Below are 23,534 nucleotides of genomic sequence, written 5' to 3' on the forward strand. Positions count from 1 at the left end.
CCTGCTGCAGAGCACGGACCCTTAGGTCGGCTCCGACGCCCGGCTGGCGGATTTGAACAATGTGGGCTGTGAAAATCCGTGGAGCGCGCCCACGAGAGACAGCGAGCCGGTGACACCACGCGCGCTCCAACCCTTGGGCAGGCGGCGCCTTCATGGCAGGCGCAGGCTGTCCGCCCGCGCCTGCCTGTTTCGGATCAGTTCGTGGCTGACCTGATAGCCCGCGCGGCGGCGACCATGTTGACGAGCGCGGGCTTCACCTCCTCCCATTTGCGGGTTTTCAGGCCGCAATCGGGATTGATCCAGATCTGGCTGTCGTCCAGCCGCTGGCGGGCGCGCGACAGCAGATCCGTCATCTCCGAGACCGCGGGCACGCGGGGGGAATGGATGTCGTAGACGCCGGGCCCGATCTCGTTCGGGTACTTGTAGCTGCGGAAGGCGTCGAGCAGCTCCATCTTCGAGCGCGAGGTCTCGATGGAGATGACGTCCGCGTCCATGGCACCGATGGCATCGATAATGTCGTTGAACTCGGAATAGCACATGTGGGTGTGGATCTGCGTCTGGTCGCCGACGCCGGACGAGCACAGACGGAAGCACTCCACCGCCCACCGGAGATATTCACCCCACTGGCTCCGGCGCAGCGGCAGTCCCTCGCGCAGGGCCGCCTCATCGATCTGGATCATGGCGGCGCCCGCCTGCTCCAGATCTTCCACCTCGTCGCGGATGGCGAGGGCGATCTGCCGGCATGCAGCGCTGCGCGGAAGGTCATTGCGCACAAACGACCAGTTGAGGATGGTGACCGGCCCGGTGAGCATACCCTTGAGCGGCTTCTGCGTCAGCGACTGGGCGTAGCGCCACCACTCCACGGTCATGGGCGCCGGGCGGGCGACGTCGCCGAACAGGATGGGCGGCCGCACATAGCGTGAACCGTAGCTCTGGACCCAGCCGTGCTTGGTGAAGGCGAAACCGGAGAGTTGCTCGCCGAAATACTGAACCATGTCATTACGTTCGAACTCGCCGTGGACCAGCACGTCGAGGCCGATGTCCTCCTGCCAGCGCACCGCACGCGCGGTCTCCTCGCGCAGGAATTGGGTGTAAGCGTCATCGCTCAGCGAACCCTTGGCATGAGCCGAACGAGCCTGGCGCACCTCGGCGGTCTGCGGGAATGAGCCGATGGTCGTGGTGGGAAAGGCGGGAAGGCCGAAGCGCTTGCGCTGGAGATCGGCACGCGTGCCGAACGGGCTCGTGCGGCGGGCCATGGCGGTCGTGACCGCGCCGGTTCGCGCCGCGACTGCCGCGTTGTGCACCTTGGGCGATGTCCGACGCGCTTCAGCTGCCGCAGCGGAGGCATCCAGCCCGTCCTTCACCCGCGTGCTGTCGCCCGAAAACGCGGCCGAGAGCACGGCAAGCTCGTCCATCTTCTGCAGCGAGAAGGCGAGCCAGGACTTCAGGTCCGGATCGAGATCGGTCTCCTGATCGAGATCCACCGGTACGTGGAGAAGCGAGCATGAGGGCGCAAGCTGCACATGATCGGTGCCGCGCCGTGCAACCACTCGCTTCAGACGTTCCGCGAGCGCCGGCAGGTTCGCACGCCAGATGTTGCGCCCGTCGATGGCTCCAAGCGACAGCACGAGGCCCGGACGGGCCTTCTCAACCACCGCCTCAAGCTGTTCCGGCGCACGCACCAGGTCCACATGGAGGCCGGCAACCGGCAAGGACAGGGCCGCATCGAGATTGTCGCCGAGCGCGCCGAAATAGGTGGCGAGCATGATCTTGAGGTTGGGCAGAGCGTGCGCGATGGAGGCATAGGCACGCCGCAGGGCGTCACGCGCAGCATCGTCGAGATCGAGCACGAGACAGGGCTCGTCGATCTGCACCCACTCGGCGCCGTTGGCGGACAGGCGGCGGAGCACATCCACATAGACCGGCAGGATGTTGCCGAGGAGGCTCAGGGGATCGAAGCCCGCCTCCTTGCTCTTGCCGAGCTTCAGGAAGGTGACAGGCCCGAGCAGCACCGGCCGGGTTTCATAGCCGAGGGCCTTGGCCTCGCGATACTCGTCCACCGCCTTCAGGCTGGCGAGCTGGAAGGTCTGGTTCGGAGCAAATTCCGGCACCATGTAGTGATAATTGGTGTCGAACCACTTCGTCATTTCCTGCGCCGGCGCCCCTCGCCCTGCACTTCCGTCCCCGTGATGGGAATGGCCACAGGAGGCCTCGGACGCCGCGCCATCAGCGCCCCGGGCCATGGCGAAATAGACCGCGAGCGGGACCTTTCCACCGCGCCAGCCATAGACTTCAGGAATGGCGCCGACCATCACGCTGGTGTCCAACACCTGATCGTAGAGAGAGAAGTCGTTGGACGGGATCACGGTCACGCCGCGCGCCTTCTGGCGAGCCCAGTTCGCGGCGCGCAGGGCAGCGGAGACGTCCAGCAGCTCCGCTTCGCTGATCTTGCCGGCCCAATAACTTTCAAGCGCCGCCTTCAGCTCCCGGCGTGGACCGATGCGGGGCGTCCCGAGCGTGGCCACGGGAATGGCGGGGGGTGGTGTGGTGATCGTCGTCACGGCTCTTCAACCCTTCCGTTGAATGAGCGAAGGCCATGGCAGCCGCGACAGGGCGCGGTGGGCGCGAGCCAACCGAGACCCAAGCGCACCACCAGGACACCCCGCCCGAGTACGTATGTTGTCGGGGCAGGTCTCCTGGCTCACGGGTCTCGGCCGGTCGTCCGTCTTCCCAGGATTGCTCCCAGTGACATGAATGGACGTCAGCTCGCCGCTTACAGTTGCGGGGGCAGCGCCGGCATTAAACCGGCTTCCCTCTTAGCTCCGGTGCCACAAACGGCCCAGAGAACCACGACGCCGTCAACGTACGCGCCAAACTCCAGCACGTCAACGACATATAAAGACATCTTTATATCGGAAAATGGACATCAAGACCTGTGTGGACATCGGTTTCGGCTGGATTGGAGGAATGCCTTCGGGACGACTTCGGCGAGGGGGAGCAACTACAGGGCATCCTGAACTCTCCAACCGGAGATAATCTCGGGGTTCGCCTGAATGCTGGCGATATTTGCAAATGGAAACATAGGGAACTGAATTGTGCGGTCGCCATGATCGGTTTTTTCCCGGCCGCAGGTGGGGAGGCGCCCATCCTTGTACCAACGAATGCGCTCTCTGGGGGTGATGCCAAGAGCCCTGTCAACGGCTTTCGGGGTAAGCGGGGCGAACAGGATCTCGCCGATACGAGTCTCCATCCGCTTGGTAAACGCCTCAAGCCGGCGCTCTCCGGGATCGGGAACCCTGAACGATATCCATCCTTCGCCAACCGCATAATCACCGCCGTCGAGCTTTCGCGCCATGAGCCTCGCGAGGCCTTCCGATGCCCTGATGCGGCGGTCTCGATCGATGGGCGGGAGATCATTCCATGTGAGGCGAACCAACACATGTGCACCCTCTTTTTCCGTCGTCACTCTGCCGGGCTGACCCATGTAAAACCTCGACAAAAGCTTGCACGAGACAACAACTTCTCTGCCACGAGAGAAACTTGAGCCTCGGGGGTCTTCATGCCCGTGGAACGCGGCAGATTTGGGCGATTTAGATTGCTGTCACCCTTAAATCCTAGAACCACGTGCGGTCATATCCTAGCCAGCGGCATAGGGCGTGAACACGCTCAGAGTCTCGTCCACGGCAATAGGTCTGCCGATCATCGGGAAAGCACGCTGTGGGCACGCCGGGCGATCACACACCTTGCAGCCGGCACCGATGGGAACGGCCGCCGAAGGATCGCTCAGAGCCAGGCCCTTTGAATAGACCAGCCGGCCGGCGTGCCGCATGTCACACCCGAGCCCGATGGCGAAGGTCTTTCCCGGATCGCCATAGGCGCCGGCCGAATGGTGGACGGTGCGGGCAATCCACAGATAGGTCCGTCCATCCGGCATCTGGGCCACTTGGGTGAGGATGCGGCCGGGCTGGGCGAAGGCCTCGTAGACATTCCAGAGGGGACAGGTTCCGCCCACACGGGAAAAGTGGAAGTCGGTGGCCGACTGGCGCTTCGAGATGTTGCCCGCCCGATCCACCCGGATGAAAAAGAACGGTACGCCGACCGCACCGGGCCTCTGCAGCGACGAGAGCCGGTGGCAGATGGTCTCATAGCCGACGCCGAACAAGGAGCCGAGCCGTTCGATGTCGTAGCGCTCGCATTCCGCAGCATTCAGAAATGCGCCATAGGGCATCAGCGTCGCACCGGCGAAGTAGTTGGCGAGGCCGATGCGGGCGAGCGCATGGGTCTCCTTCACGCCAGCGGCGGCCTCCGTCGCGAGGCGCTCGATCAGGCTCCCGTGCTCCAGGAAGGCCAGCTGCGTGGCGATCTGGAACGCCCGCTGGCCGTCATCGAGGCGCCGGGACAGGCGGAGCAGCCGTTCAGAAGGCAGAAAGCGGCGCAAGGCATTTGCGCCCGCCCCCTCATCCTCGGTGTGGACGACGCGCACGCCGTAACGATTTTCCAGGTGAAGCGCGAGGCGACTGGCCATGTCGCCGGGGATCAGGCGCGCCGTTTCGGCGAGGCGTTCGGCCGCCTCATCAAGATCGGCGAAGTAATTGTGGTGCGCGTAAAAGAAGTCGCGCACCTGCTCATAAGACATGGGTGCAGCCAATGTAACGACTCCCCCTGAGCCGAGGCCGAGTTCTCCCGCCATGGCATCCGCCCGCTCCACCGCATGCCGCAGGCGTCGATTGAGCGTGACAACCGCGCGACCCAGAGCCGGCATGGCGGAGGCCACTTCCTTCAGTTCGGCAAGGCTCACATGCTCGCTCGTGAGCGGATCCGTGAAGACTTCGCGCAGGTCTGCCACGAGGCGCCCTTCCTCTCCCTCGGAGAAGAGCTGCACGTCCACGCCGAAGATCTCGTTGATCTTCAGCAGCACCGGCACCGTGAGCGGACGCTGGTTCTTCTCCAGCTGGTTGAGGTAGCTCGCAGAGAGCCCGAGGGCCTGGGCGAGCGCCAGCTGGGTCAGGCCCCGCTCTTCCCGCAGCCGCTTGAGCCGCACGCCGACAAAGGTCTTCGTCATCAGCTTCGCCCCAATTCGCAAACTTCGCAAACCTGACCGTAAGGCCTCGCAGATCCACGCATTTTCAGTCATTCCGCACTGATCTGGCGGCAAATATTGTGAGGAAACGATCCGGTCGCAAGAAAATTCGCGACCGACGGACGGATGCCGAAACGCGAAGAGGGAGACACCCATGGGGACGTCGAGAAGCTATGCCGAACTCGCCACCGAGCTGAATGCACGGTTTCCCGACGGAACGGCACCGGGCGGCGTGAGCGTCGATGACATCATCCAGCTCCGCCTGCAGAACACGTTCGATACTCATCTCGACATCGCCCGCGCCATGGCCAAGGTGATGCGGGCGGACATGGCGGCCTACGATGCCGACCCGTCGCGCTTCACCCAGTCGCTGGGCTGCTGGTCGGGCTTCCATGCGCAGCAGATGGTCAAGTCGGTCAAGCGGCTCAATGGCACCGCGCGTGGCGCCTATGTCTACCTCTCGGGCTGGATGGTGGCGGGCCTGCGCAACCGCTTCGGCCATCTGCCCGACCAGTCCATGCACGAGAAGACCGCCGTGGCGGATCTGATCGAGGAGATCTACGTCTCCCTGCGCCAGGCCGACGAGGTGGCGATCAACGACCTCTTCAAGGCGCTGAAGGCCGCACGCGCCGCCGGGGACCAAGCGGCAGAGAAGGCCGCGATCGCTGCCATCGACGGCTTCGAGACCCATGTGGTCCCGATCATCGCGGACATCGACGCTGGCTTCGGCAACGAGCACGCCACCTACCTGCTGGCCAAAGAACTCATCAAGGCTGGCGCCTGCTGCATCCAGATCGAGAACCAGGTCTCCGATGCCAAGCAGTGCGGCCACCAGGACGGCAAGGTGACGGTGCCGCGTGAAGATTTCATCGAGAAGCTGCGCGCCGTGCGGCTCGCCTTCGAGGAACTCGGGGTCGATGACGGTGTCATCGTCGCCCGCACCGACAGCCTCGGCGCCGGCCTCACCCAGAAGATCCCTGTGAGCCAGAGACCTGGCGACCTCGCAAGCGAATACACCAAGTGGCTGAAGGTGGAGCCTGTCACGCTCGAGAAGCCGCTGCACGAGGGCGAACTGGGCCTCGTACTCAACGGCGAGCTGGTGCGTCCCGTGCGCCTGCCCAACGGGCTGTTCGCCTTCAAGGACGGCTCGGGACGCGCCCGCGTCATAGAAGACTGCATCGCTGCCCTCACCGAAGGCGGCGTCGACCTGCTCTGGATCGAGACTGACACCCCGAACGTGGACGAGATTGCCGGCATGGTGGCGGAGATCCGCCAAGTCGTCCCGAACGCCAAGCTGACCTACAACAATTCGCCGTCCTTCAACTGGACGCTGAATATCCGCCGTCAGGTCCGCACCGAGTGGATCGCGGAAGGCCGTATTGCCGCCGACGCCTATCCCGACGGAACGCTCCTGATGTCCGCCAAGCTCGATGACGACGGGCTTGGACGGGAGGCCGATGCCCGGCTCGCCCGCTTCCAGGCGGATATCGCGGCACGGGCCGGCGTGTTCCACAATCTCATTACCCTGCCGACCTTCCACCTCACCGCCCTTGCAACCGACGAACTGAGCCACGGCTATTTCGGTCCGGACCGCATGAAGGCGTATGTGAACCGCGTCCAGCGCGAGGAAATCCGGCGCGGGATCTCGGCTGTGAAGCACCAGCACGAGGTCGGGTCCGATCTCGGCGACACCTTCAAGGAAATGGTCGCTGGCGAGCGCGCCCTCAAGGCCGGCGGCCACGCCAACACCATGAACCAGTTCGCGGCGGCGGAATAGGCGCCCGCAACGTCCTGTCTCCTCGCGTCGCATGTCAGGTGCGGGCGCGAGGAGAACGGGGTGAGCCGCCGGTGCGACCTCCGGGCCATTTCAAACGCTCCGGCGGCTCGATCCCCCTTCCGCTTGGCCTGACCACCGTTTTCTCCCCGCGAGAGAAGACAGCCCATCCCCCAACAGGAGCCGTCCCGATGAATGCCGAATTCAAGCCTGTCGCTCCGCCCGACCTGTCGGACAGGGATCGTGCCATCAACCGCGTCGCGGATGCCGTCCACCGGGTGAACGAGGCGATCCAGCGGGCCGTCTCCGCCGGCGTCTCGGTGGAGCTGGTGCGGGTCTCTCGGCACCATGACGGCGCCGGCAGTTGGGGCGATCAGATGATCCCGCTGGTGCGTGAGGTTGCCCGAACGGACACCTCCGAGCCGAAGAGCGCCTGAGATGGCTGCCCCCGCCATTTCCGCGCCCCCGCCGGAGGCGTTCGCAGGGGCAGCCACCGGCCCCGCCGAAACCTCATTCATCGAAATGGTCTTCCCGGACCAGGCCAACCATTACGGCACCTTGTTCGGCGGCAATGCGTTTTCGCTCATGGGCAAGGCGGCTTTCGTCGCCGCAACGCGCCGCGCCCGCACGCCCGTGGTGATGGCGAGCGCGGAGAAGACCGAATTCCACGTTCCGGTCCGCGTCGGCGAGATCATCGAGCTGTCCGCCCGCGTCACGCGCGTCGGCCGCACCTCCATGACCGTGGAGGTGGAGATGACCGCCGAGGCCCTCCTGTCCGGCGCCCGCCGCCTGGCCGTTCGCGGGGCCTTCGAGATGGTCGCGGTCGACGCCAACGGGCGGCCCGTGCCCGTGCCATTCCCTTCAGCCTCATCCAAGGATCAAGCCTCGTGAAGTCGCACACCGTACGCACCTACAAGTCCGCCGAACCGCTCTCCCGCGCCGACCAGCTCGCCTGGAAGATCGCCGAAGTCGCCACCGATCCCGTGCCGGTGGGCGATGACGTAGCGGAGATGATCGGCAACCGCATCATCGACAATGCGGCCGTGGCGGCGGCCTCTCTCACGCGCCGCCCGGTGGCGAGCGCCCGGGCGCAGGCACTGGCCCATCCCTTCCAGCCCGGCGCAACCGTGTTCGGCCTCTCCGCGCATCGGCGTGTGTCGCCGGAATGGGCGGCCTGGGCCAACGGGGGCGCCGTCCGCGAGCTTGACTTTCACGACACCTTCCTTGCCGCCGACTATTCCCACCCCGGCGACAACATCCCGCCCATTCTGGCGGTGGCGCAGCATTGCGGGCTCGATGGCGCGGCGCTGGTGCGCGGCATCGCCACCGGCTACGAGATCCAAGTCGACCTCGTGAAAGGCATCTGCCTGCACGAGCACAAGATCGACCACATCGCCCATCTCGGCCCCTCCGCCGCCGCCGGCATCGGCGCCGCTCTGGGCCTGCCGACGGAGACCGCCTACCAGGCGGTGCAGCAGGCGCTGCATGTCACCACCACCACCCGCCAGTCGCGCAAGGGCGAGATTTCCAGCTGGAAGGCCTATGCGCCTGCCTTCGCCGGCAAGATGGCGGTGGAGGCGGTGGACCGGGTGATGCGTGGGGAAGGCGCCCCCTCACCGGCCTGGGAGGGCGAGGACGGCTTCATCGCCTACCTGCTCGGCGGCCCCACAGCCGAATACGTGGTGCCGCTTCCCGAGAAGGGCGAGCCGAAGCGCGCCATCCTCGACACCTACACCAAGGAGCACTCGGCGGAATATCAGAGCCAGGCCCTGATCGACCTTGCCCGCCGGATGGGGCCGACAATCGGCGACCTCTCGCAGGTGGCCTCCATCGTCATCCACACCTCCCATCACACCCATTATGTGATCGGTACCGGCGCGGGCGACCCGCAGAAGATGGATCCGAAGGCCAGCCGGGAAACCCTCGACCATTCCATCATGTACATCTTCGCCGTGGCGCTGGAGGACGGCGCCTGGCACCACGCGCGTTCCTATGCGCCGGAACGGGCTTCGCGCCCGTCCACGGTGGACCTCTGGCACAAGATCTCCACCGTCGAGGACCCGGAATGGACGCGCCGCTACCACAGCCGCGATCCCAAGGAGAAGGCCTTCGGCGGCCGTGTGGTGGTGACGCTCAAGGATGGCCGCGTGATCGCGGACGAACTGGCGATTGCCGATGCACACCCCCTCGGCGCGCGCCCGTTCGGCCGGCGTGAGTACATCGCCAAGTTCCGCGCGCTCGCGGAGGGCGTGGTCTCCCCGTCCGAGCAGGATCGCTTCCTCGGCACGGTGGAGCGCCTGACCCGGCTCAAGGCGGACGACCTCAGCGGTCTCACCTTCCAGGTGGACCCGGCGCTGCTGGGCGCAGTGCGCGCTACCGGCATCTTCGACTGGCGCGTCAGGTCGGCGCCCGAGCTCACAGTGATTTCCGGCTGAGGAGGCCCCCATGTCCGAGCAACAGACAAACGCGGGGAAGCCCGCACCCAAGAAGTCCGTGGCGCTCTCCGGCGTGGTGGCCGGCAACACCGCCTTGTGCACGGTCGGCCGCACAGGCAACGACCTGCACTATCGCGGCTACAACATCCTCGACGTGGCGGAGACCTGCACCTTCGAGGAGATCGCCCATCTCCTCGTCCATGGCGCCCTGCCCACCGCTGCAGAGCTTTCCGCCTATCAGGCCAAGCTCAAGCGTCTGCGCGGCCTACCCGAGGCCGTGCGCCGGACATTGGAGCAATTGCCCGCCGCCGCCCACCCCATGGACGTGATGCGCTCCGGCGTCTCGGCGCTCGGCTGCGTGTTGCCGGAGGCGGCGGACCACAACCCGGCAGGGGCACGGGACATCGCCGACCGGCTGTTGGCCTCCCTCGGCTCCATGCTGCTCTACTGGTTCCACTTCTCCCAGAACGGCCGGCGCATCGAGGTGGAGACGGACGACGACACCATCGGCGGCCATTTCCTCCATCTTCTGCACGGTCGCGCGCCGAGCGCGAGCCATGTGCGAGCGATGCACACCTCGCTGATCCTCTATGCGGAGCACGAATTCAACGCTTCCACCTTCACCGCCCGCTCCATCGCCGGCACGGGGGCGGATTTCTACTCGGCCATCACCGGCGCCATCGGCGCCCTGCGCGGGCCGAAGCACGGCGGCGCCAATGAGGTCGCCTTCGAAATCCAGAAGCGCTACGCAGACCCGGATGAGGCGGAAGCGGACATCCGCCGCCGGATCGCCGCCAAGGAAGTGGTGATCGGCTTCGGACACCCGGTCTACACCGTGGCCGACCCGCGCAACGTGGTCATCCGCGAGGTGGCGCGGCGGCTGTCCATCGAGGCGGGCGCGCTCCGCATGTTCGACATCGCCAGCCGCATCGAGCAAGTGATGGGCGAGACCAAGAAGATGTTCGCCAATCTCGATTGGTTCAGCGCGGTCTCCTATCACATGATGGGGGTGCCCACGGCTCTGTTCACGCCGCTCTTTGTCATCGCCCGCACGTCGGGTTGGAGCGCGCACATTCTGGAGCAGCGCGCCGACAACAAGATCATTCGCCCGTCGGCCAATTATGTGGGGCCGGAGCATCAGGTGTTCGTGCCGCTGGAAGCGCGCGGTCGCGCCGCCGTCCGCGCGGCCTGAAGGAGAGACACATGCCCTATCTCGTCGCATCCGATCGCCCCGCCGCGCCTGCCGGCACCCGCTTCCGGGCCCTCGTGGAGGCCGATGGCATCCTGAAGATTCCCGGCACGCACAACGGCATGGCTGCGCTGCAGGCGAAGGCAGCCGGCTTCAATGCCCTCTACCTCTCCGGTGCCGCCATGACGGCGTCCATGGGCCTGCCGGACCTCGGCATCATCACCGTGGATGAAGTTGCCTTCTTCATCCGTCAGGTGGCCCGCGCCAGCGGCCTGCCGGTGCTGGTGGACGGCGACACCGGCTATGGCGAAGCGCTCAACGTGATGCACATGGTGCGCACCTTCGAGGATGCTGGCGCCGGGGCGGTCCACATCGAGGATCAGCTTCTTCCGAAGAAGTGCGGCCACCTGAACGACAAGAAGCTGGCGGACGCCCGCGACATGGCCGCCAAGGTAGCCGCCGCCGCCAAAGCCCGGCGCCACCTCTACCTCATCGCGCGGACCGACGCGGCGGCCAGCGAGGGGATCGACGGGGCGGTGGCCCGCGCCAAGCTCTATGTGGAGGCGGGGGCCGACGCCATATTCCCCGAGGCGCTCAACGACGCGGAGATGCTCCGCGCATTCGCCAGCCGCCTGCCCGGCGTGCCGCTGCTCGCCAACATGACCGAGTTTGGCCGAACCCCCTTCTTCACCGCGTCCGAATTCGAGGCCATGGGCTATCGCCTGGTGATCTGGCCCGTGTCATCGCTGCGGGTGGCCAACAAGGCACAGGAAACGCTCTACGCGACGCTTGCGCGCGATGGCTCCACGCAGGCAATGGTCGGCGAAATGCAGACGCGGGCCGAGCTCTACGATCTCATCGGCCTCAAGACCTTCGAGGCTCTCGATGCGTCGATCGTTGCAACCGTGGTTCCGACGCTCGCGGCAGAGTGAGGTCAACGGGTCAGGTTTCAGAGCGCCCGGGAGCGGCGACGTAGACGATGCCACATTGTGGCATTTTCGCAGCAACTCGGGCGCTTTCTGTCTTTATCGTGGCGAGCCATTGACGCACCGCAAAATCTATCCGTATCGTTAAAGTGACGGTTCCCGAAAGGGATCAAAAGGGAACACGGTGATTCGGTGAGTCCGAAAATGCCGTGGCTGCCCCCGCAACTGTAAGCGGCGAGTCCTCTGCCATCAGCCACTGGGTCGCGAGATCTGGGAAGGCGGCAGACGGGCGGTGACCCGTGAGCCAGGAGACCTGCCGTCGATCGTGGTCACACGCGAGCTCATTGGGCGGGGTGTCCTGGTGGCGGTTTTCCAGCCTTTCTCGGCCGGGCGACCTCGTTCGCGGTGACGGACCACCCGCGCCGCCGAGTGTCTTCATGTCGTCCGTTCTGCTGTCCCTCCCCCGCCGCCCCGGTCGGGCCACGGCCCTCGTTGCCTTCCTTTCCGTCGCATCCGCTCCGTGTGCTTTTGCCCAGACGGCGGACGACCAAAATGCCGGTGACCTGCCCACCCTCGTTGTCAGCGCCACCGGCATTCCGACGCCCGAGACCGAGGTGGCGAGTTCGGTCAGCATCGTCACCGCCGACGACATCGCCCGGGCCCAGCAGCGCACACTCCCGGACGTGCTGCAGTCCCTGCCCGGCCTCAACGTGGTGCAGACGGGCGGCCCCGGAGGGCAGACCTCGGTTTTCATCCGGGGCACAAATTCCAATCATGTGAAGGTGTTGATTGACGGCATTGACGCCGGAAATCCCTCCACGCCCAACGGCGCCTTCGACTTCGGGCAGCTCATGGCCTCCGATCTCGAGCGGGTGGAGGTGCTGCGCGGCCCGCAGTCCGGCCTTTATGGCTCGGACGCCATCGGCGGCGTCATTGCGGTCACCACAAAGAAAGGCGAAGGCCCGCCCAAGGTCACGGCCTATGTGGAAGGCGGAGCGCTCGGCACCTTCAACCAGTATGCAGGCCTCTCCGGTTCGACGGAAAAACTGTCGTATTCGTTCAACGTCACCCACTTCTCGTCCACCGACATTCCGGTGACGCCCCAGAACATCGCGCCCCCCTTCTGGCCGCTCAATCCCAACGCTTACGACAACTGGACGTATTCGACGCGTCTCGACTGGCAGGCGGCGGACAATTTCGCGGTCAACTTCGTTGCGCGCTACATCGACTCGAGCCTCGCCTTCACGCCGGACACCTATCCCCCGCCCACCTATTCCGGCGTGCCGGCCGCGCAGCGTTCCACGTCCTATGCCAGCATGTTCTTCACCAAGGGCGAAGGGGTGTGGAAGGCTTTCGATGATCGCCTCATAACCACCTTCGGTGTGAGCGAGCTTTCCACGTCCAATCCCACCGTCGGGCCGAACACGTCAGTGAACGGCACCTATGAGGGCGACCGGCAGATCTATTACCTGCGCTCCAACTACGCCTTCGCGCCGGGACAGAACCTGCTGGTGGGTGCTGAGCGGCGCAACGAGAGCATGACCTCCGCCACCGCCTACACATCCATCGACGCCGCGACAGGCGACACGGGCGTGTATGCGGAGTATCAGGGCAATCTCTGGAACCGGCTCTTCTTTGCCGCCAACGTGCGCTACGACAGCGACGACAGCTTCGGCGACCACACCACCTTCCGTCTCGCCCCTGCTCTTCTGTTCGACGAGACCGGCACCAAGCTGAAAGCGAGCTACGGCACGGGCTTCAAGGCCCCCACGCTCTACCAGCTCTATGCGCCCTATTACGGCAACCAGAACCTGCTGCCGGAAGAAAGCACCGGATGGGACGCAGGCTTTGAGCAGAAAGCATTCGGGGACCGGGTGCTGTTCGGCGTGACCTACTTCCACAACAACATCACCAACCTCATCAGCTACGATCCGGTGACGTATCAGAACATCAACATTTCAAATGCCGTGTCGCAGGGTGTTGAGGCGTTCATCGCCGTCAAGGTCACCGACCGCATTGATGCGCGCGTGGACTATACCTACACCGACGTGGTCGGATATGTGCCCCCTGGCCTGCCGTTCGGCGCCGCCTGTGCGCCCATCGACGCGACGTCCTGCAATCCCCTGCGGCGGCCCAACAACAAGGTGAGCCTTACCCTCGGCTGGCGGCCGACCGACGAACTCGACCTCACGGCGAGCCTCGTCTACGCGTCCTCCTGGTGGGACATCGTGCGTCTCACCTCGAACTACATCGACCAGCCCGGCTATACGGTGGTCAACGTTGCCGCCAACTATAAGTTGAACGCCAACGCCATGCTTTTTGGGCGCATCGACAACCTGTTCGACCAGACCTACGAAAATCCCAACGGCTTCCTTGCTCCCGGCTTCGGCGCCTATGGCGGTGTGAAGCTCACATGGTGAGGGAAGCTGCGAGGCGCCTTGCGAGCGTGCTCGTCGCAGTGTGGCACCTTCTGCTGGCGCAGGGGGCGTTTGCCGAAGCGGGGCGCACAGACGCCCCGCTTCGCGTCGTCTCGCTCAACCTGTGCGCCGATGAACTGGTGTTGCGCCTTGCCGATCCGGGACAGGTCGCATCCGTCACGTTTCTCGCCCGCGACCCCCGCGCCTCCAACGTCGCGGACCTTGCCCGCACCGTGCCGATGAACCGGGGTTTGGCCGAGGAGATTGTCCCCCTCCAGCCGGATCTCGTCATCGTCGGCGCCTATACCACGCGCACCACCACGGCCATGTTGCGCCGGCTTGGCTTCGAGGTGCTTGAGCTCGATGTTCCCCGAACGCTGGGAGAGGCTTATGCCCAGATCCGCATGGTGGCGGCGCGGCTCGGCGTTCCGGCGCGGGGCGAGGAGATGGTGCGGGAGATGGAAAATGGATTCGCCCGGCTGCCCGCAGTCGCGGAGGACCAGCCAACAGCAGTGGTTCTGAGGCCCAACGGCTTCACTGCCGGCCGGGGCTCGATCTCTGACGAGGTCATGCAGAAGGCCGGTCTATCGAACCTTGCCGCCCGCCTGTCCACCGACAGGATGGGACAACTGACACTTGAGGAGATCGTGCGCGCCGACCCCGACCTCCTCATTGTCAATGCGGAGAAGGATGCGCCCCCCTCTCTCGCCGATGGCCTCCTGCGCCACCCGGTGCTGGCGGCGTTCGCAGCCTCCGGTCGGTCCGCAGCGCTGCCGCCCCGGCTTTGGACCTGTGCAGGTCCCGCGCTCACCGAGGCCGCCGCCCGTCTCGCCGCCGCTCGGCTGCGTCTTTCCGGTGCCAGCGCGCCTGGGGAAGTTGGGCCGGCCGCGCACATCGGTGGAGGCGCCCTACGGTGACTCCCAAGCGTCTTATCCTGCCCCTCGCTCTCGCATGTCTGGTCGTTGGGCTCTTCTGCGTCTCGGTTGCCGTGGGCTATGCGCCGCTCGATATCGGCGCGGCATTCGATGATCTTCTTTCCGGCCGGCCAAGCCTCTCCGCGCTGGTGCTTGCGGAACTGCGTCTTCCGCGCGCCATCCTGGGCGCGGCGGTGGGCTTCAGCCTGGGGATCACGGGGGCGGCCTTGCAGGGATTGATGCGCAATCCCCTGGCCGATCCGGGTGTGGTGGGCGTGTCCGGTGCCGCGGCGCTCGGGGCGGTCATCGCCTTCTATTTCGGCTTTTCCTCAACCTTCGCCATGGCTCTCCCCATAGGCCGCCTTGCCGGCGCCGCCGCCGCGACGGCCGTTCTGCTGATCCTCGCCGCGCGGGGTGCGGGAACCGTGGTTCTCATCCTCGCCGGCGTCGCTCTCTCAAGCCTCGCCGGGGCATTGACCGCGCTGGCGCTGAACCTCGCGCCCAGCCCCTATGCGGCACTTGAGTTGGTGTTCTGGCTCATGGGGTCACTTTCCGACCGCAGCATGGTGCATGTGGCTCTGGCGTTGCCCTTCATGACCATAGGCTGGGCGCTCGTGCTGGGCACAGGTTCGGCGCTTGATGCCCTGACCTTGGGGGAGGAGGCTGCCGAAAGCCTCGGCTTCCCGCTGCGCCGGGTCCGGCTGCGTGTCATCGCGGGCACCGCAGCGGCGGTGGGGGCGAGTGTGGCGGTGGCTGGGGCGATCGGTTTCGTCGGCCTCGTCGTGCCGCATTTGATGCGCCCTCTTGTCGGCCACCGTCCGGGCCGGCTGCTGTTGGCGAGCGGGCTCGCGGGCGCGGCGCTGACCCTTGGCGCGGACATCGTGGTGCGCCTGATCCCCACCCGCCCCGAGTTGAAGCTCGGCGTGGTGACGGCCCTCATCGGCGCGCCGTTCTTCTTGTTTCTCCTCATCCGGCTGAAGGGGATGGAGAGATGAGCCTCGCAGCCCAGTCCGTGACGGTGACCCGGGACAAAACGATGCTGGTGCGGGACGTCAGCCTGGCGGTGTCGCCGGGCACGTTCCTCGCGCTTCTGGGGCCCAACGGCGCCGGGAAGACGAGCCTTTTGCGCGTCCTCGCGGGCCTCGAAGATCCTGCATCGGGACAGGTGTCCTACGCAGGGCGCACCCGGTCGCAGATCGGGCGCCGCGCCTTCGGGCGCTCGGTGGCGTACCTCCCACAGGACGGGCGCGTTCATTGGCCGCTTCCGGTGGAAGAGGTGGTGGCGCTTGGGCGCCTGCCGCACGGCGGAGCCTTGGTGGACGCGGCCGTCCGGCGTGCCATGGACGCCGCGGAAGTGACCCATCTGGCCAAGCGATCCGCCGGCACCCTGTCGGGAGGCGAGCGCGCCCGCGTGCTGCTCGCGCGCGCATTGGCGGTGGAGGCACCGATCCTGCTCGCGGACGAGCCTTCGGCCACGCTCGATCCGCTCCACCAGATCGAAGTCATGACGCTGCTGCGCGAGACCGCCCGGCGCGGCGCAGTGGTGGTCGCCGTGATCCACGACCTTCCGGCCGCCGCCCGCTTCTGCGATCGTGTCGCCCTGATGAAGGATGGGAGCCTTATCGCCGAAGGTGCCCCACGGCAGGTGCTGGACGAAAAACGGGTCGCGGAGACGTTTTCGGTCGATGTCGTGCGGTTCGAACATGCGGGCGAGAGTGTCGTCCTGCCATGGTCGCGGCACGGGAGCGCAAACAGCAGGCAGGAGGCCAGCAAGCATGAGCGATAACATCTTCGCCGCTATCGCCGCGCATGTCCGGGACCCGCAGTGTGGCTTCAGCCTCGGCATTTTCGGGGCCATCGCGGAATTCATGCGAGACCCCGCCGAGGCGACGGAGGTGCGGGAGGAGCCCTATAGCCTTTCGGTGCTCACGTCTCGTGGTGGGCTGCGCTTTCACGACCATCCGCAAGCCGCCCTCGTCGACTATCGCATGCCTTCGCGCCACGCCGAACGCCGTATACCCGCGCGCGCCGTGTGTCTGCCGACCATCTCGGCCAGCAGAGCCGGCCGCAACGTGCTCACCGAAGTGGGGACTGACGCCGATGCCCTGCGGGAAGAAGATCGCGACGCCGTTCTGTTCGACCTCGGCATTGGACTTGAGTCCGTCGAGGCATGCATAAGGACCAGCGCTCCGGACCTTCTGGCGATGCTGCGCGCCGGCGAGGGCCGTCCGGTCTTCGAGGTTCCCGGCCTGATGCCCGCCTTGGTCGCGCATGGTCCGCATCGCGTGTTCATCTCAGCGCTCGCGCGCATTGAAGTTTTCTCGCCTATTCCGCCGCCTGATGGCCGAAGTCCCGATGGGCCGCATACGCACGTTCTGCCGAGGCTTCTGGCGCATCAGCGCACCCACGCCGCCACGGTTCCAATCCCCGAGGGATGGGTACCTTGCCTCTCCATCCACCCTCCCGCGGCGCAGGATACGGATGGGAAAGCTGACACCGCAACATGCACCTGATGCTGACTTTGGACCTGTCGTCCCGCCTATCGCCGGCACGCTAGCCAGCTCACCCTACACCCTCTAAAGTTGCAGAGGTGTAGTTCGATTCTCACGATACGGGCTCGCTATTCGCGGTTTGGGCAAAGGCAGGTCCCACAAGAATGAACGTCCCTTGCTGATGACAGATAGTCACGCAAACATCGAAATTGCTCATCTCAGGTATTTCATTTCTGCCGCCGAACACGGGAGCTTCCGGAAAGCTGCCCTGTCACTCGGCGTTCAGGAATCGTCAGTAAGTCGGCGAATACGTGATATGGAAAACGTCGTTGGCGCGGCCTTGTTTCTAAGGCACCCTGGCGGGATAAATTTGACTATTGCAGGACAACGTTTCCTTAATCGAGCTCGCCACGCGTTGGCTCACATCCGTGACGGAGCTGCTGAAATCGCAGCCCTCGGTCGGGCCGAAGGTGGGTACATAAAAGTAGGTCTATTTTCCTCCCTTTCATCAGGCTTTTTATCGCGTCTGTTTAAGGCATACGACAATAGATACGGTGCTGTTCATGTCGACTTTGTCGAGGGTGAAGCCAGCGAACATATTAGTGGTATCCGTCAATTTCAGATCGATATCGCGTTCGTAATCGGCCTAACGCAGTTTTCAGACTGTGAAACGGAGTTTCTTTGGTCAGAGCAGGTGCTGGTGGCTCTCGCGGAAAGTCACCCTTTGTCGGCTTTTGACGCTGTGGGATGGGAGGACCTGGGCACAGAAAAGATCCTGCTTAGAGATACCCCTGCCGCAGCGCGAATTGAGAACTACGTTGTTCGCAAGATTCGCGAGACGAATGGAGAACCCAACGTCGAGGCTCAGCGTGTCGGACGCTACAAGCTCCTTAACCTCGTCTCAGCGGGGCGAGGCTCGACGTTGATTACCGAATCAGAAAGCCTCGTTAAGGTTCCTGGGGTCGTCTATCGTCCGCTATTCGGTGAATCGGTCTCGTTTCATGCGGCGTGGGCGCCGCAGAATGACAATCCTGCATTACAGACGCTGCTCAGCCTTGCGCGAACGATGGCACGTACTCGCACAGCCAGAGATTGAACGGCCTTTAACCCGAGACCGTCTCGCGTCGCGCTTTTGCAAACCCACGATCCGTCGCTATGAAGCGTTCGAGCATCGGTACGATGAGCCGGGCGGGACCAGCAATGGAGCTTCCCGTCTCTCCGCCCAGCACTCGCGCATAGGCGACAAGATCACGATGCAGCTTCGCCGGCAATTCGACCGTCACCTTCACCGGTTTGTCGTCGAGGATTTCGCTGAGCTTCAGCTTCGGCATGTCAGCCTCTATAAGGTTCGAGAACGAGGTCCCGTGTCACAATCATCCGCACCGGGTATCCCGGCCGGATGGTCAGCGTCGGCGCGATGTTGAGCTGGCGCTGGACGATCTGGCGTCCGGTCTGACTGATGCTGTCGGATGCGCCCTCGCGCAAGGCGCTCGCAAGATCGTTGTCGCTGCCTGATGTCCCGGCGCTCGCCCCAACGCTCAGGATGGTGGAGAGCACTGCCGCCTTGAACAGCTCGCCCCAGTGATAGTCGACGCCATCTTCGAGACCGGCATAGCCTTCAGCATCGGCTCCAGGCTGGCGCTCCAGCACGATGGAACGGCCATTGGGGAAGATCAGCCGGTTCCAAACCAGAAGGATCCGGCGCTGCCCGAAGCCGACACCGTTGTCATACTGGCCGATGATGCGGGTGCCCTGAGGGATCAGGAGGATCCGGCCGGTCGGGCTGTCATGGACATTCTCCGTCACCTGAGCGGTGATCTGACCCGGCAGGTCAGATCGGATGCCGGTGATCAGCGCCGCGGGGATGACCGCGCCAGCCTGCAGGATATTGGCCGAGGCCGGAGCCGCGACGCGGTCGGGCGATACTGTGCGTCGGTCGATTGCCTGGTTGAGGAAGGCGAGCTGGCGCTCCTGGGCCGTCGGTGTCGCCGCCGGCGGAACGAGGCCGAGGGATGTCAGGTCCGGGACAGGTGCCGCCGTTGTAGCCGACGCTGCGCTCACCTGTTGCGCCGGGACAGGGCTCACCGGCCGCGTATTGGTCTGGGCGAACAGCCGTCCGGTCCGCGCCGCCTCGCTCTCTTGAAGCTGACGCTGCTCCTCGGGGCTGAGAGCTGGATTGGGCATGCCTGCCATCGTTGGGATCGGCGGCTGGGCTGCCGTCTGTGCATTCAGGATCGGCCGGCCGAGGTCGCCGGGCAGTGGCGGCCCGAGCTTGGGGATGCCGGTGTAGTCCTTCGGCAAGCCGGCAAGTCCGTCCGGCGTCGCCTTGATATCGGTGGCGTAGAGCTCCTGGCCAGGTCCGCGGTCCCTGCGCGCCTGAAGGGCGTAGATCAGGGCGCCGCCGATCCCGAGACCCGCAGCCAGCCCCAGTCCGGCCAGCACCTTGCGGGACAGGCGGGTCACCCGCGGCGGCTCCGGCCGCAGCCGCATGGCCGCCACAGCCTCTCCCGTCAAAGGGCGGGCACCGGCATCTCCGCTCGGGTCCGGCCCCCTCCCCTTCCCGGTTTCATTGCCGCTCATAGAACCGGCCTCCCATCGGTGCGGGAGATACGCACGCGCTTCTGATCCTTGTCGGCGCCGAAGCGCAGCTCGGCCGCGGCGAAGAGGCGGTCGACGATCATGTAGGTGCCGCGCACACGATAGTTCACAAGCTCGGAGGTGTCGCCCTGCGGGCCGACCACGAAAAGCGGCGGCATCTCGCCCTGGGCGATGCCGCGCGGAAACTCGATGAACACCTGCTGGCCGTCATCGAAGGCCCGCAGCGGTCGCCACGGAGCCCGGTCGCCTGTGACCTCGTATCGGAAGTTGACGCGGGCGAGGTCGATGCCGGTGGCGACGGGCTGCACCGCCTGAGCCTCGGCATTCCGGCGCCGCAGGGCGATGAGCTGGTCCTGGGGATACTGCCAGGAGACCGAGGCCATGTAGGTCTTCTCGGTCGAGCGCAGCTCCATGTGATAGGTGCGCAGGTTGGTGTTGATGACGAGGTTGGTGGTGAGGTCCGGCCGCGTGGGCTTGACCAGGATGTGGACCTGCTTGGCCGTCCCCGCCCCGCTCTCGGTGTCGCCGATGATCCAGCGCACCGTGTCGCCGGCAGCCACGGGTCCCGTGCCCACCAGTTGCTCGCCGGGCTGGAGGGCGATGTCGGTGACCTGCCCCGGCGCGGCATAGACCTGATAGAGGGCGCCCTCCACGAAGGGATAGACCTGCATGGAATTGATGAAGCCATTGCGGACGGGCTGCACGCGGGCGGCGGCATTGGCCTGGTTCACCCGGATCGCAGGGTCGCTCGCTTCCGGCTCTGCTTTCCCGTCCTTGCCCACCGGCTTGAGTTGACCGGGCAGCGGCAGGGGCTTTGGCAGCTCGACGATGCGGACCGGCCCCGGCGGCTCGGCCTTGAAGACGGCGGGCGGCGCATCGTCATATTCGATCTCGGGCGGCTTCTCGAAGGTGGCGCAGCCCGCGAGCGCTGACGTGCAGATGAGGAGAAGCGGCAAGCCTGATTTCCGGAAAGCCTGAGAGGAGAGGGCCCGGAAAGCCGGCTTCCCGGATGTGCGGATGGCCAGCGTCATTGTGCGAGCTCCTTCGACCAATTGATGGCATTGACGTAGATTCCGAGTGGATTGGCCCGGAGGCGCTCGGCATCCCGCGGCGCCTGCACCATGATGGTGAGGATGGCGCTCCAGCGGGCGGTGTCGGCGAGGCTGCTGTCCTGGTAGCGGCGCTCGGTCCAGGCGATGCGGAAGGAGTCCGGCGAGGCCCGGATGACGCTCGAGACCTCCACCGCCACCTGCTGCTTGCCGACCCGGGCGAAGGGATCGTTGGCGCGGGCATAGTCATTGAGGGCGATGGCGCCGGCCTGCGTCGTATAGGCGTAGGCCCTCAGCCAATTCTGCCGGACGATGACGGGATCGGCGGAGATGCTGCGCACCTCCTCGATGAAGCGGGCGAGGTGGAAGGCGATCTGGGGATCGGAGGGGTGATAGTCCGAGGTGGCGGGTGCAACCGCCTGCGCCTGCCCGAGCTTGTCCACCTGCACCACCCAGGGAACCACCGAGCCGCTCAGCGCCTGCCACGCCAGAGCCCCGGAGAGACCGGCCGAGAGTGCGAGACAACCGAAGGCCATGAGGCGCCAATTCTTGGCCTGGACGCGGGCGGAACCGATGCGGTCATCCCACACCTGGGCCGCACGCTGATAGGGAGTCTCGGGCGCGGGCGAGCGGCCGTAATGGACCAAGGGTCGCTTGAAGGGCGTCATGAGCGATCGCTTTCGGAGAGGGAGATGGAGGATCCGCCGCCATGGCTGTCGCCGGATCGCACCGCATGGGTCGCGGTCTGGATGCCGTGGGCCATCTGCTGGGAGCGCCGCATGCGCCGGGCCCACTCGGGGACATCACCGGAGGAGGCTGAAGCGCTTGACGGGGTGGCGGCGGCTCCGGAGGCCGGCGGCGCGGCGGCTGAACCGCGCAAGGGGGAGGTTGCCGCCGCTGCCCCAGCGCGTGCGACACCACCAAGGCCACCCGCGACGCCAGACACCCCGGATTGGCCGGCAGCTCCCGCGCCGTAAGCGGATGCGGCTCCTCCGGCGAGGCTCGCTCCGGCTCGTGCCGCAGCCGCCGTTCCAGAGAGCGCGGCACCTGCCCCCCGGACAGCGACGCCAGCGGCACCCGCTCCCGCAAGCGCCACACCTCCTGCGGCGAGGCCCGTCCCCACGGCGGCGCCTGTGCCCAGCTGTGGCGCGCCGGTGATCAGTCCCGTGGCGATCCCGGGTCCGAAGATACCGAGACCGAGGAGCGCCAGTGCCGCCAGCACGGCGGACAGGGCCTGGCTGATGGTCGGTTGGGCATCGCCGTAGGAGGTGGTGAACTCAGAGAACAGCCCTGAGCCGATACCGACGATGACGGCGAGGACCATCACCTTCACGCCGGAGGCCACGATGTTGCCGAGCACCTTCTCGGCAAGGAAGGCGGTCTTGCCGAAAAAGGCGAAGGGGATGAGGACGAAGCCAGCGAGCGTCGTCAGCTTGAACTCGATGAGGGTGACGAAGAGCTGCACGGCGAGGATGAAGAAGGCGATGAGGATCAGCAACCAGGAGACCAGCAGCACGGCGATCTGCACGGCGTTGACGAAGAGCGCTACGGGCCCGGTGAGCTGGCTCGCGGCATCAAGCAGCGGCTGGCCGGCCGTGAGCCCCACTTCCGCGAGCCGCCCCGGCCGCAGGAACTCCGCCGTGCTGATGGAGGAGCCGCCCGCCTTTAGGCCGAGCCCTGCGAAGCTCTCGAAGACGATCTTGGCGAGCGCGTTGAAGTTGCCGATGATCCAGGCGAAGAAGCCGATGGCGAGGGTTTTGCGCACCAGCCGGCGCATCACGTCCTCGTCGGCGCCCCAGGCCCAGAACAGGCCGGCGAGCGTGATGTCGAGGGCGATCAGGATGGAGGAGAGGCCCGTCACCTCGCCCTTGATCAGGCCGAAGCCGGAATCGATGTAGCTGGTGAAGGTGTTGAGGAAGGTATCGATGACGCCGACGTCGTTCATGGCGTTGCTCCCTCCACAGGCTTGCCGAGGAAGCGGAGGCGGTTCGCCTCCCACAGCGCGGCGCAGCGCGGATCGATGGGATCGGCCTGCTCCAGCGTGGCGCAGCTCTTGAGGTCGGCTGAGGAGACGCTTCCTGCCGGCACGCTGGTTGAGACGACCGGCTCCACCTGCCGGCCAGAGGCCATCGCCAGAGCCGCGATCACCGACCCGACCAGCCCGGCGACAACAAGGGTTCCGAGCGCGGTGCCCTGATCCATGGCCGCCCCTCAGTTGCCACGGAACATGGTGACAGCGGAGGGCTGATAGCTCGACGGGGTCGAGAAGCGCCGATAGCGCTCCTGTCCCTCAGACACCGCCGTCGCCCGTTCGGCTTCGGACAGCGCCTGCGCCCGTCCATTGGCGGCCACCACGGCGGTGAGGTCGGAGAGCTGCTGGGCCTGGAGCGCCTGGAGCTGGTTCCCGGCCTGCATGGCCTGCAGCGCGCCGGTCGCCGCCTGGCTCTGCCCGACCAGCGTTGAGGCCTGCGTGCGGCCGGTGTCGAGATTGCCGACGACGCCCGCCTGTATCCGCAGCGCATCCTGAAGGCCTGCGACCGTGGTCTCCCAGCGGGTCCTGGCGTGGGTGACGAGGGCGGCATCCGAACTGCTCAGGGAGACCGAGCCATACTGGCCCTGGAACGCCCGGTCGATGGCGCCGACGTCATAGGCGATCTTCT

General features: G+C 65.7%; 22 protein-coding genes and 2 riboswitches. Of the genes, 12 read left to right on the top strand and 10 right to left on the bottom strand.

Features of this window, described 5'->3' with window-relative positions:
- Positions 1 to 194 precede the first annotated feature (194 nt).
- The 3 genes from metE to EJ105_RS19000 form a co-directional block, all read right to left on the bottom strand.
- Positions 195 to 2,552 carry a 5-methyltetrahydropteroyltriglutamate--homocysteine S-methyltransferase gene (gene metE / locus EJ105_RS18990; RefSeq protein WP_250167597.1) on the bottom strand — a complete coding sequence of 786 codons (2,358 nt, stop codon included), beginning with the start codon at positions 2,550 to 2,552 and terminating at the stop codon, positions 195 to 197.
- A 117-nt stretch (positions 2,553 to 2,669) separates the two neighbouring features.
- A riboswitch (cobalamin riboswitch) is annotated at positions 2,670 to 2,867 on the bottom strand.
- Between the two features lie 134 nt (positions 2,868 to 3,001).
- Positions 3,002 to 3,484 (bottom strand): hypothetical protein, encoded by a 483-nt coding sequence (locus tag EJ105_RS18995; protein ID WP_250167576.1) that lies wholly within the window; start codon positions 3,482 to 3,484, stop codon positions 3,002 to 3,004.
- Between the two features lie 153 nt (positions 3,485 to 3,637).
- Complete coding sequence (locus EJ105_RS19000; RefSeq protein WP_431192971.1) at positions 3,638 to 5,236, bottom strand: short-chain fatty acyl-CoA regulator family protein; 1,599 nt, start codon at positions 5,234 to 5,236, stop codon at positions 3,638 to 3,640.
- Here EJ105_RS19000 and EJ105_RS19005 point away from each other — a divergent pair.
- The 12 genes from EJ105_RS19005 to EJ105_RS19060 all read left to right on the top strand — a co-directional run bounded on the left by EJ105_RS19005 (position 5,235) and on the right by EJ105_RS19060 (position 18,323).
- Entirely contained in the window at positions 5,235 to 6,857 is a 1,623-nt protein-coding gene (locus EJ105_RS19005) for an isocitrate lyase (protein WP_250167577.1), read from the top strand. The two genes, EJ105_RS19000 and EJ105_RS19005, sit on opposite strands and share 2 nt — an antisense overlap.
- Before the next feature lie 188 nt (positions 6,858 to 7,045).
- Positions 7,046 to 7,291, top strand: a complete 246-nt coding sequence (locus EJ105_RS19010) for a hypothetical protein (RefSeq protein ID WP_250167578.1) — start codon at positions 7,046 to 7,048, stop codon at positions 7,289 to 7,291.
- Between the two features lies 1 nt (position 7,292).
- Positions 7,293 to 7,745 (top strand): acyl-CoA thioesterase, encoded by a 453-nt coding sequence (locus tag EJ105_RS19015; protein WP_250167579.1) that lies wholly within the window; start codon positions 7,293 to 7,295, stop codon positions 7,743 to 7,745.
- Positions 7,742 to 9,289, top strand: a complete 1,548-nt coding sequence (locus EJ105_RS19020) for an MmgE/PrpD family protein (RefSeq protein ID WP_250167580.1) — start codon at positions 7,742 to 7,744, stop codon at positions 9,287 to 9,289. Before EJ105_RS19015 ends, EJ105_RS19020 begins: the two co-directional genes overlap by 4 nt.
- A gap of 10 nt (positions 9,290 to 9,299) precedes the next feature.
- Positions 9,300 to 10,481 carry a bifunctional 2-methylcitrate synthase/citrate synthase gene (prpC, locus tag EJ105_RS19025; RefSeq protein ID WP_250167581.1) on the top strand — a complete coding sequence of 394 codons (1,182 nt, stop codon included), beginning with the start codon at positions 9,300 to 9,302 and terminating at the stop codon, positions 10,479 to 10,481.
- A gap of 11 nt (positions 10,482 to 10,492) precedes the next feature.
- On the top strand, positions 10,493 to 11,410 hold the full coding sequence (prpB, locus tag EJ105_RS19030; protein WP_250167582.1) for a methylisocitrate lyase: 918 nt from the start codon (positions 10,493 to 10,495) through the stop codon (positions 11,408 to 11,410).
- A gap of 130 nt (positions 11,411 to 11,540) precedes the next feature.
- Positions 11,541 to 11,739, top strand: a riboswitch (cobalamin riboswitch).
- Between the two features lie 102 nt (positions 11,740 to 11,841).
- Positions 11,842 to 13,824, top strand: coding sequence for a TonB-dependent receptor plug domain-containing protein (locus EJ105_RS19035; protein ID WP_250167583.1), 1,983 nt, complete (start codon positions 11,842 to 11,844; stop codon positions 13,822 to 13,824).
- Complete coding sequence (locus EJ105_RS19040; RefSeq protein WP_250167584.1) at positions 13,818 to 14,738, top strand: ABC transporter substrate-binding protein; 921 nt, start codon at positions 13,818 to 13,820, stop codon at positions 14,736 to 14,738. The genes EJ105_RS19035 and EJ105_RS19040 overlap by 7 nt, the downstream gene beginning before the upstream one ends.
- The gene (locus EJ105_RS19045) at positions 14,735 to 15,730 is read left to right on the top strand and encodes a FecCD family ABC transporter permease (RefSeq protein WP_394042486.1); all 996 of its coding nucleotides are present in this window, start codon (positions 14,735 to 14,737) and stop codon (positions 15,728 to 15,730) included. Before EJ105_RS19040 ends, EJ105_RS19045 begins: the two co-directional genes overlap by 4 nt.
- Positions 15,727 to 16,521, top strand: a complete 795-nt coding sequence (locus tag EJ105_RS19050; RefSeq protein WP_250167585.1) for an ABC transporter ATP-binding protein — start codon at positions 15,727 to 15,729, stop codon at positions 16,519 to 16,521. Before EJ105_RS19045 ends, EJ105_RS19050 begins: the two co-directional genes overlap by 4 nt.
- Positions 16,511 to 17,248 carry a DUF6925 family protein gene (locus tag EJ105_RS19055; RefSeq protein WP_250167586.1) on the top strand — a complete coding sequence of 246 codons (738 nt, stop codon included), beginning with the start codon at positions 16,511 to 16,513 and terminating at the stop codon, positions 17,246 to 17,248. Before EJ105_RS19050 ends, EJ105_RS19055 begins: the two co-directional genes overlap by 11 nt.
- A 160-nt stretch (positions 17,249 to 17,408) precedes the next feature.
- Complete coding sequence (locus EJ105_RS19060; protein ID WP_250167600.1) at positions 17,409 to 18,323, top strand: LysR family transcriptional regulator; 915 nt, start codon at positions 17,409 to 17,411, stop codon at positions 18,321 to 18,323.
- Between the two features lie 7 nt (positions 18,324 to 18,330).
- Here the strand turns inward: EJ105_RS19060 and EJ105_RS19065 are convergent, their stop codons facing one another.
- From EJ105_RS19065 to EJ105_RS19095, 7 genes are all read right to left on the bottom strand, one after another.
- Positions 18,331 to 18,558 carry a DUF2274 domain-containing protein gene (locus EJ105_RS19065; RefSeq protein ID WP_250167587.1) on the bottom strand — a complete coding sequence of 76 codons (228 nt, stop codon included), beginning with the start codon at positions 18,556 to 18,558 and terminating at the stop codon, positions 18,331 to 18,333.
- Between the two features lies 1 nt (position 18,559).
- Positions 18,560 to 19,807, bottom strand: coding sequence for a TraB/TrbI/VirB10 family type IV secretion system protein (locus EJ105_RS19070; protein WP_250167588.1), 1,248 nt, complete (start codon positions 19,805 to 19,807; stop codon positions 18,560 to 18,562).
- Positions 19,804 to 20,856, bottom strand: a complete 1,053-nt coding sequence (gene trbG / locus EJ105_RS19075; protein ID WP_250167589.1) for a P-type conjugative transfer protein TrbG — start codon at positions 20,854 to 20,856, stop codon at positions 19,804 to 19,806. The genes EJ105_RS19070 and trbG overlap by 4 nt, the downstream gene beginning before the upstream one ends.
- Positions 20,853 to 21,542: a conjugal transfer protein TrbF gene (trbF, locus tag EJ105_RS19080; RefSeq protein ID WP_250167590.1), complete on the bottom strand. Its 690-nt coding sequence runs from the start codon at positions 21,540 to 21,542 to the stop codon at positions 20,853 to 20,855. Before trbF ends, trbG begins: the two co-directional genes overlap by 4 nt.
- Positions 21,539 to 22,819, bottom strand: a complete 1,281-nt coding sequence (trbL, locus tag EJ105_RS19085; RefSeq protein ID WP_250167591.1) for a P-type conjugative transfer protein TrbL — start codon at positions 22,817 to 22,819, stop codon at positions 21,539 to 21,541. Before trbL ends, trbF begins: the two co-directional genes overlap by 4 nt.
- Positions 22,816 to 23,076 carry a putative entry exclusion protein TrbK-alt gene (gene trbK-alt / locus EJ105_RS19090; protein ID WP_250167592.1) on the bottom strand — a complete coding sequence of 87 codons (261 nt, stop codon included), beginning with the start codon at positions 23,074 to 23,076 and terminating at the stop codon, positions 22,816 to 22,818. Before trbK-alt ends, trbL begins: the two co-directional genes overlap by 4 nt.
- Positions 23,077 to 23,085: 9 nt before the next feature.
- Positions 23,086 to 23,534: TrbJ/VirB5 family protein (locus EJ105_RS19095; protein ID WP_488657466.1), on the bottom strand; the 449-nt coding region annotated here is incomplete at its 5' end.

The organism is Xanthobacter aminoxidans, from assembly GCF_023571765.1.
GTDB lineage: Bacteria > Pseudomonadota > Alphaproteobacteria > Rhizobiales > Xanthobacteraceae > Xanthobacter > Xanthobacter aminoxidans.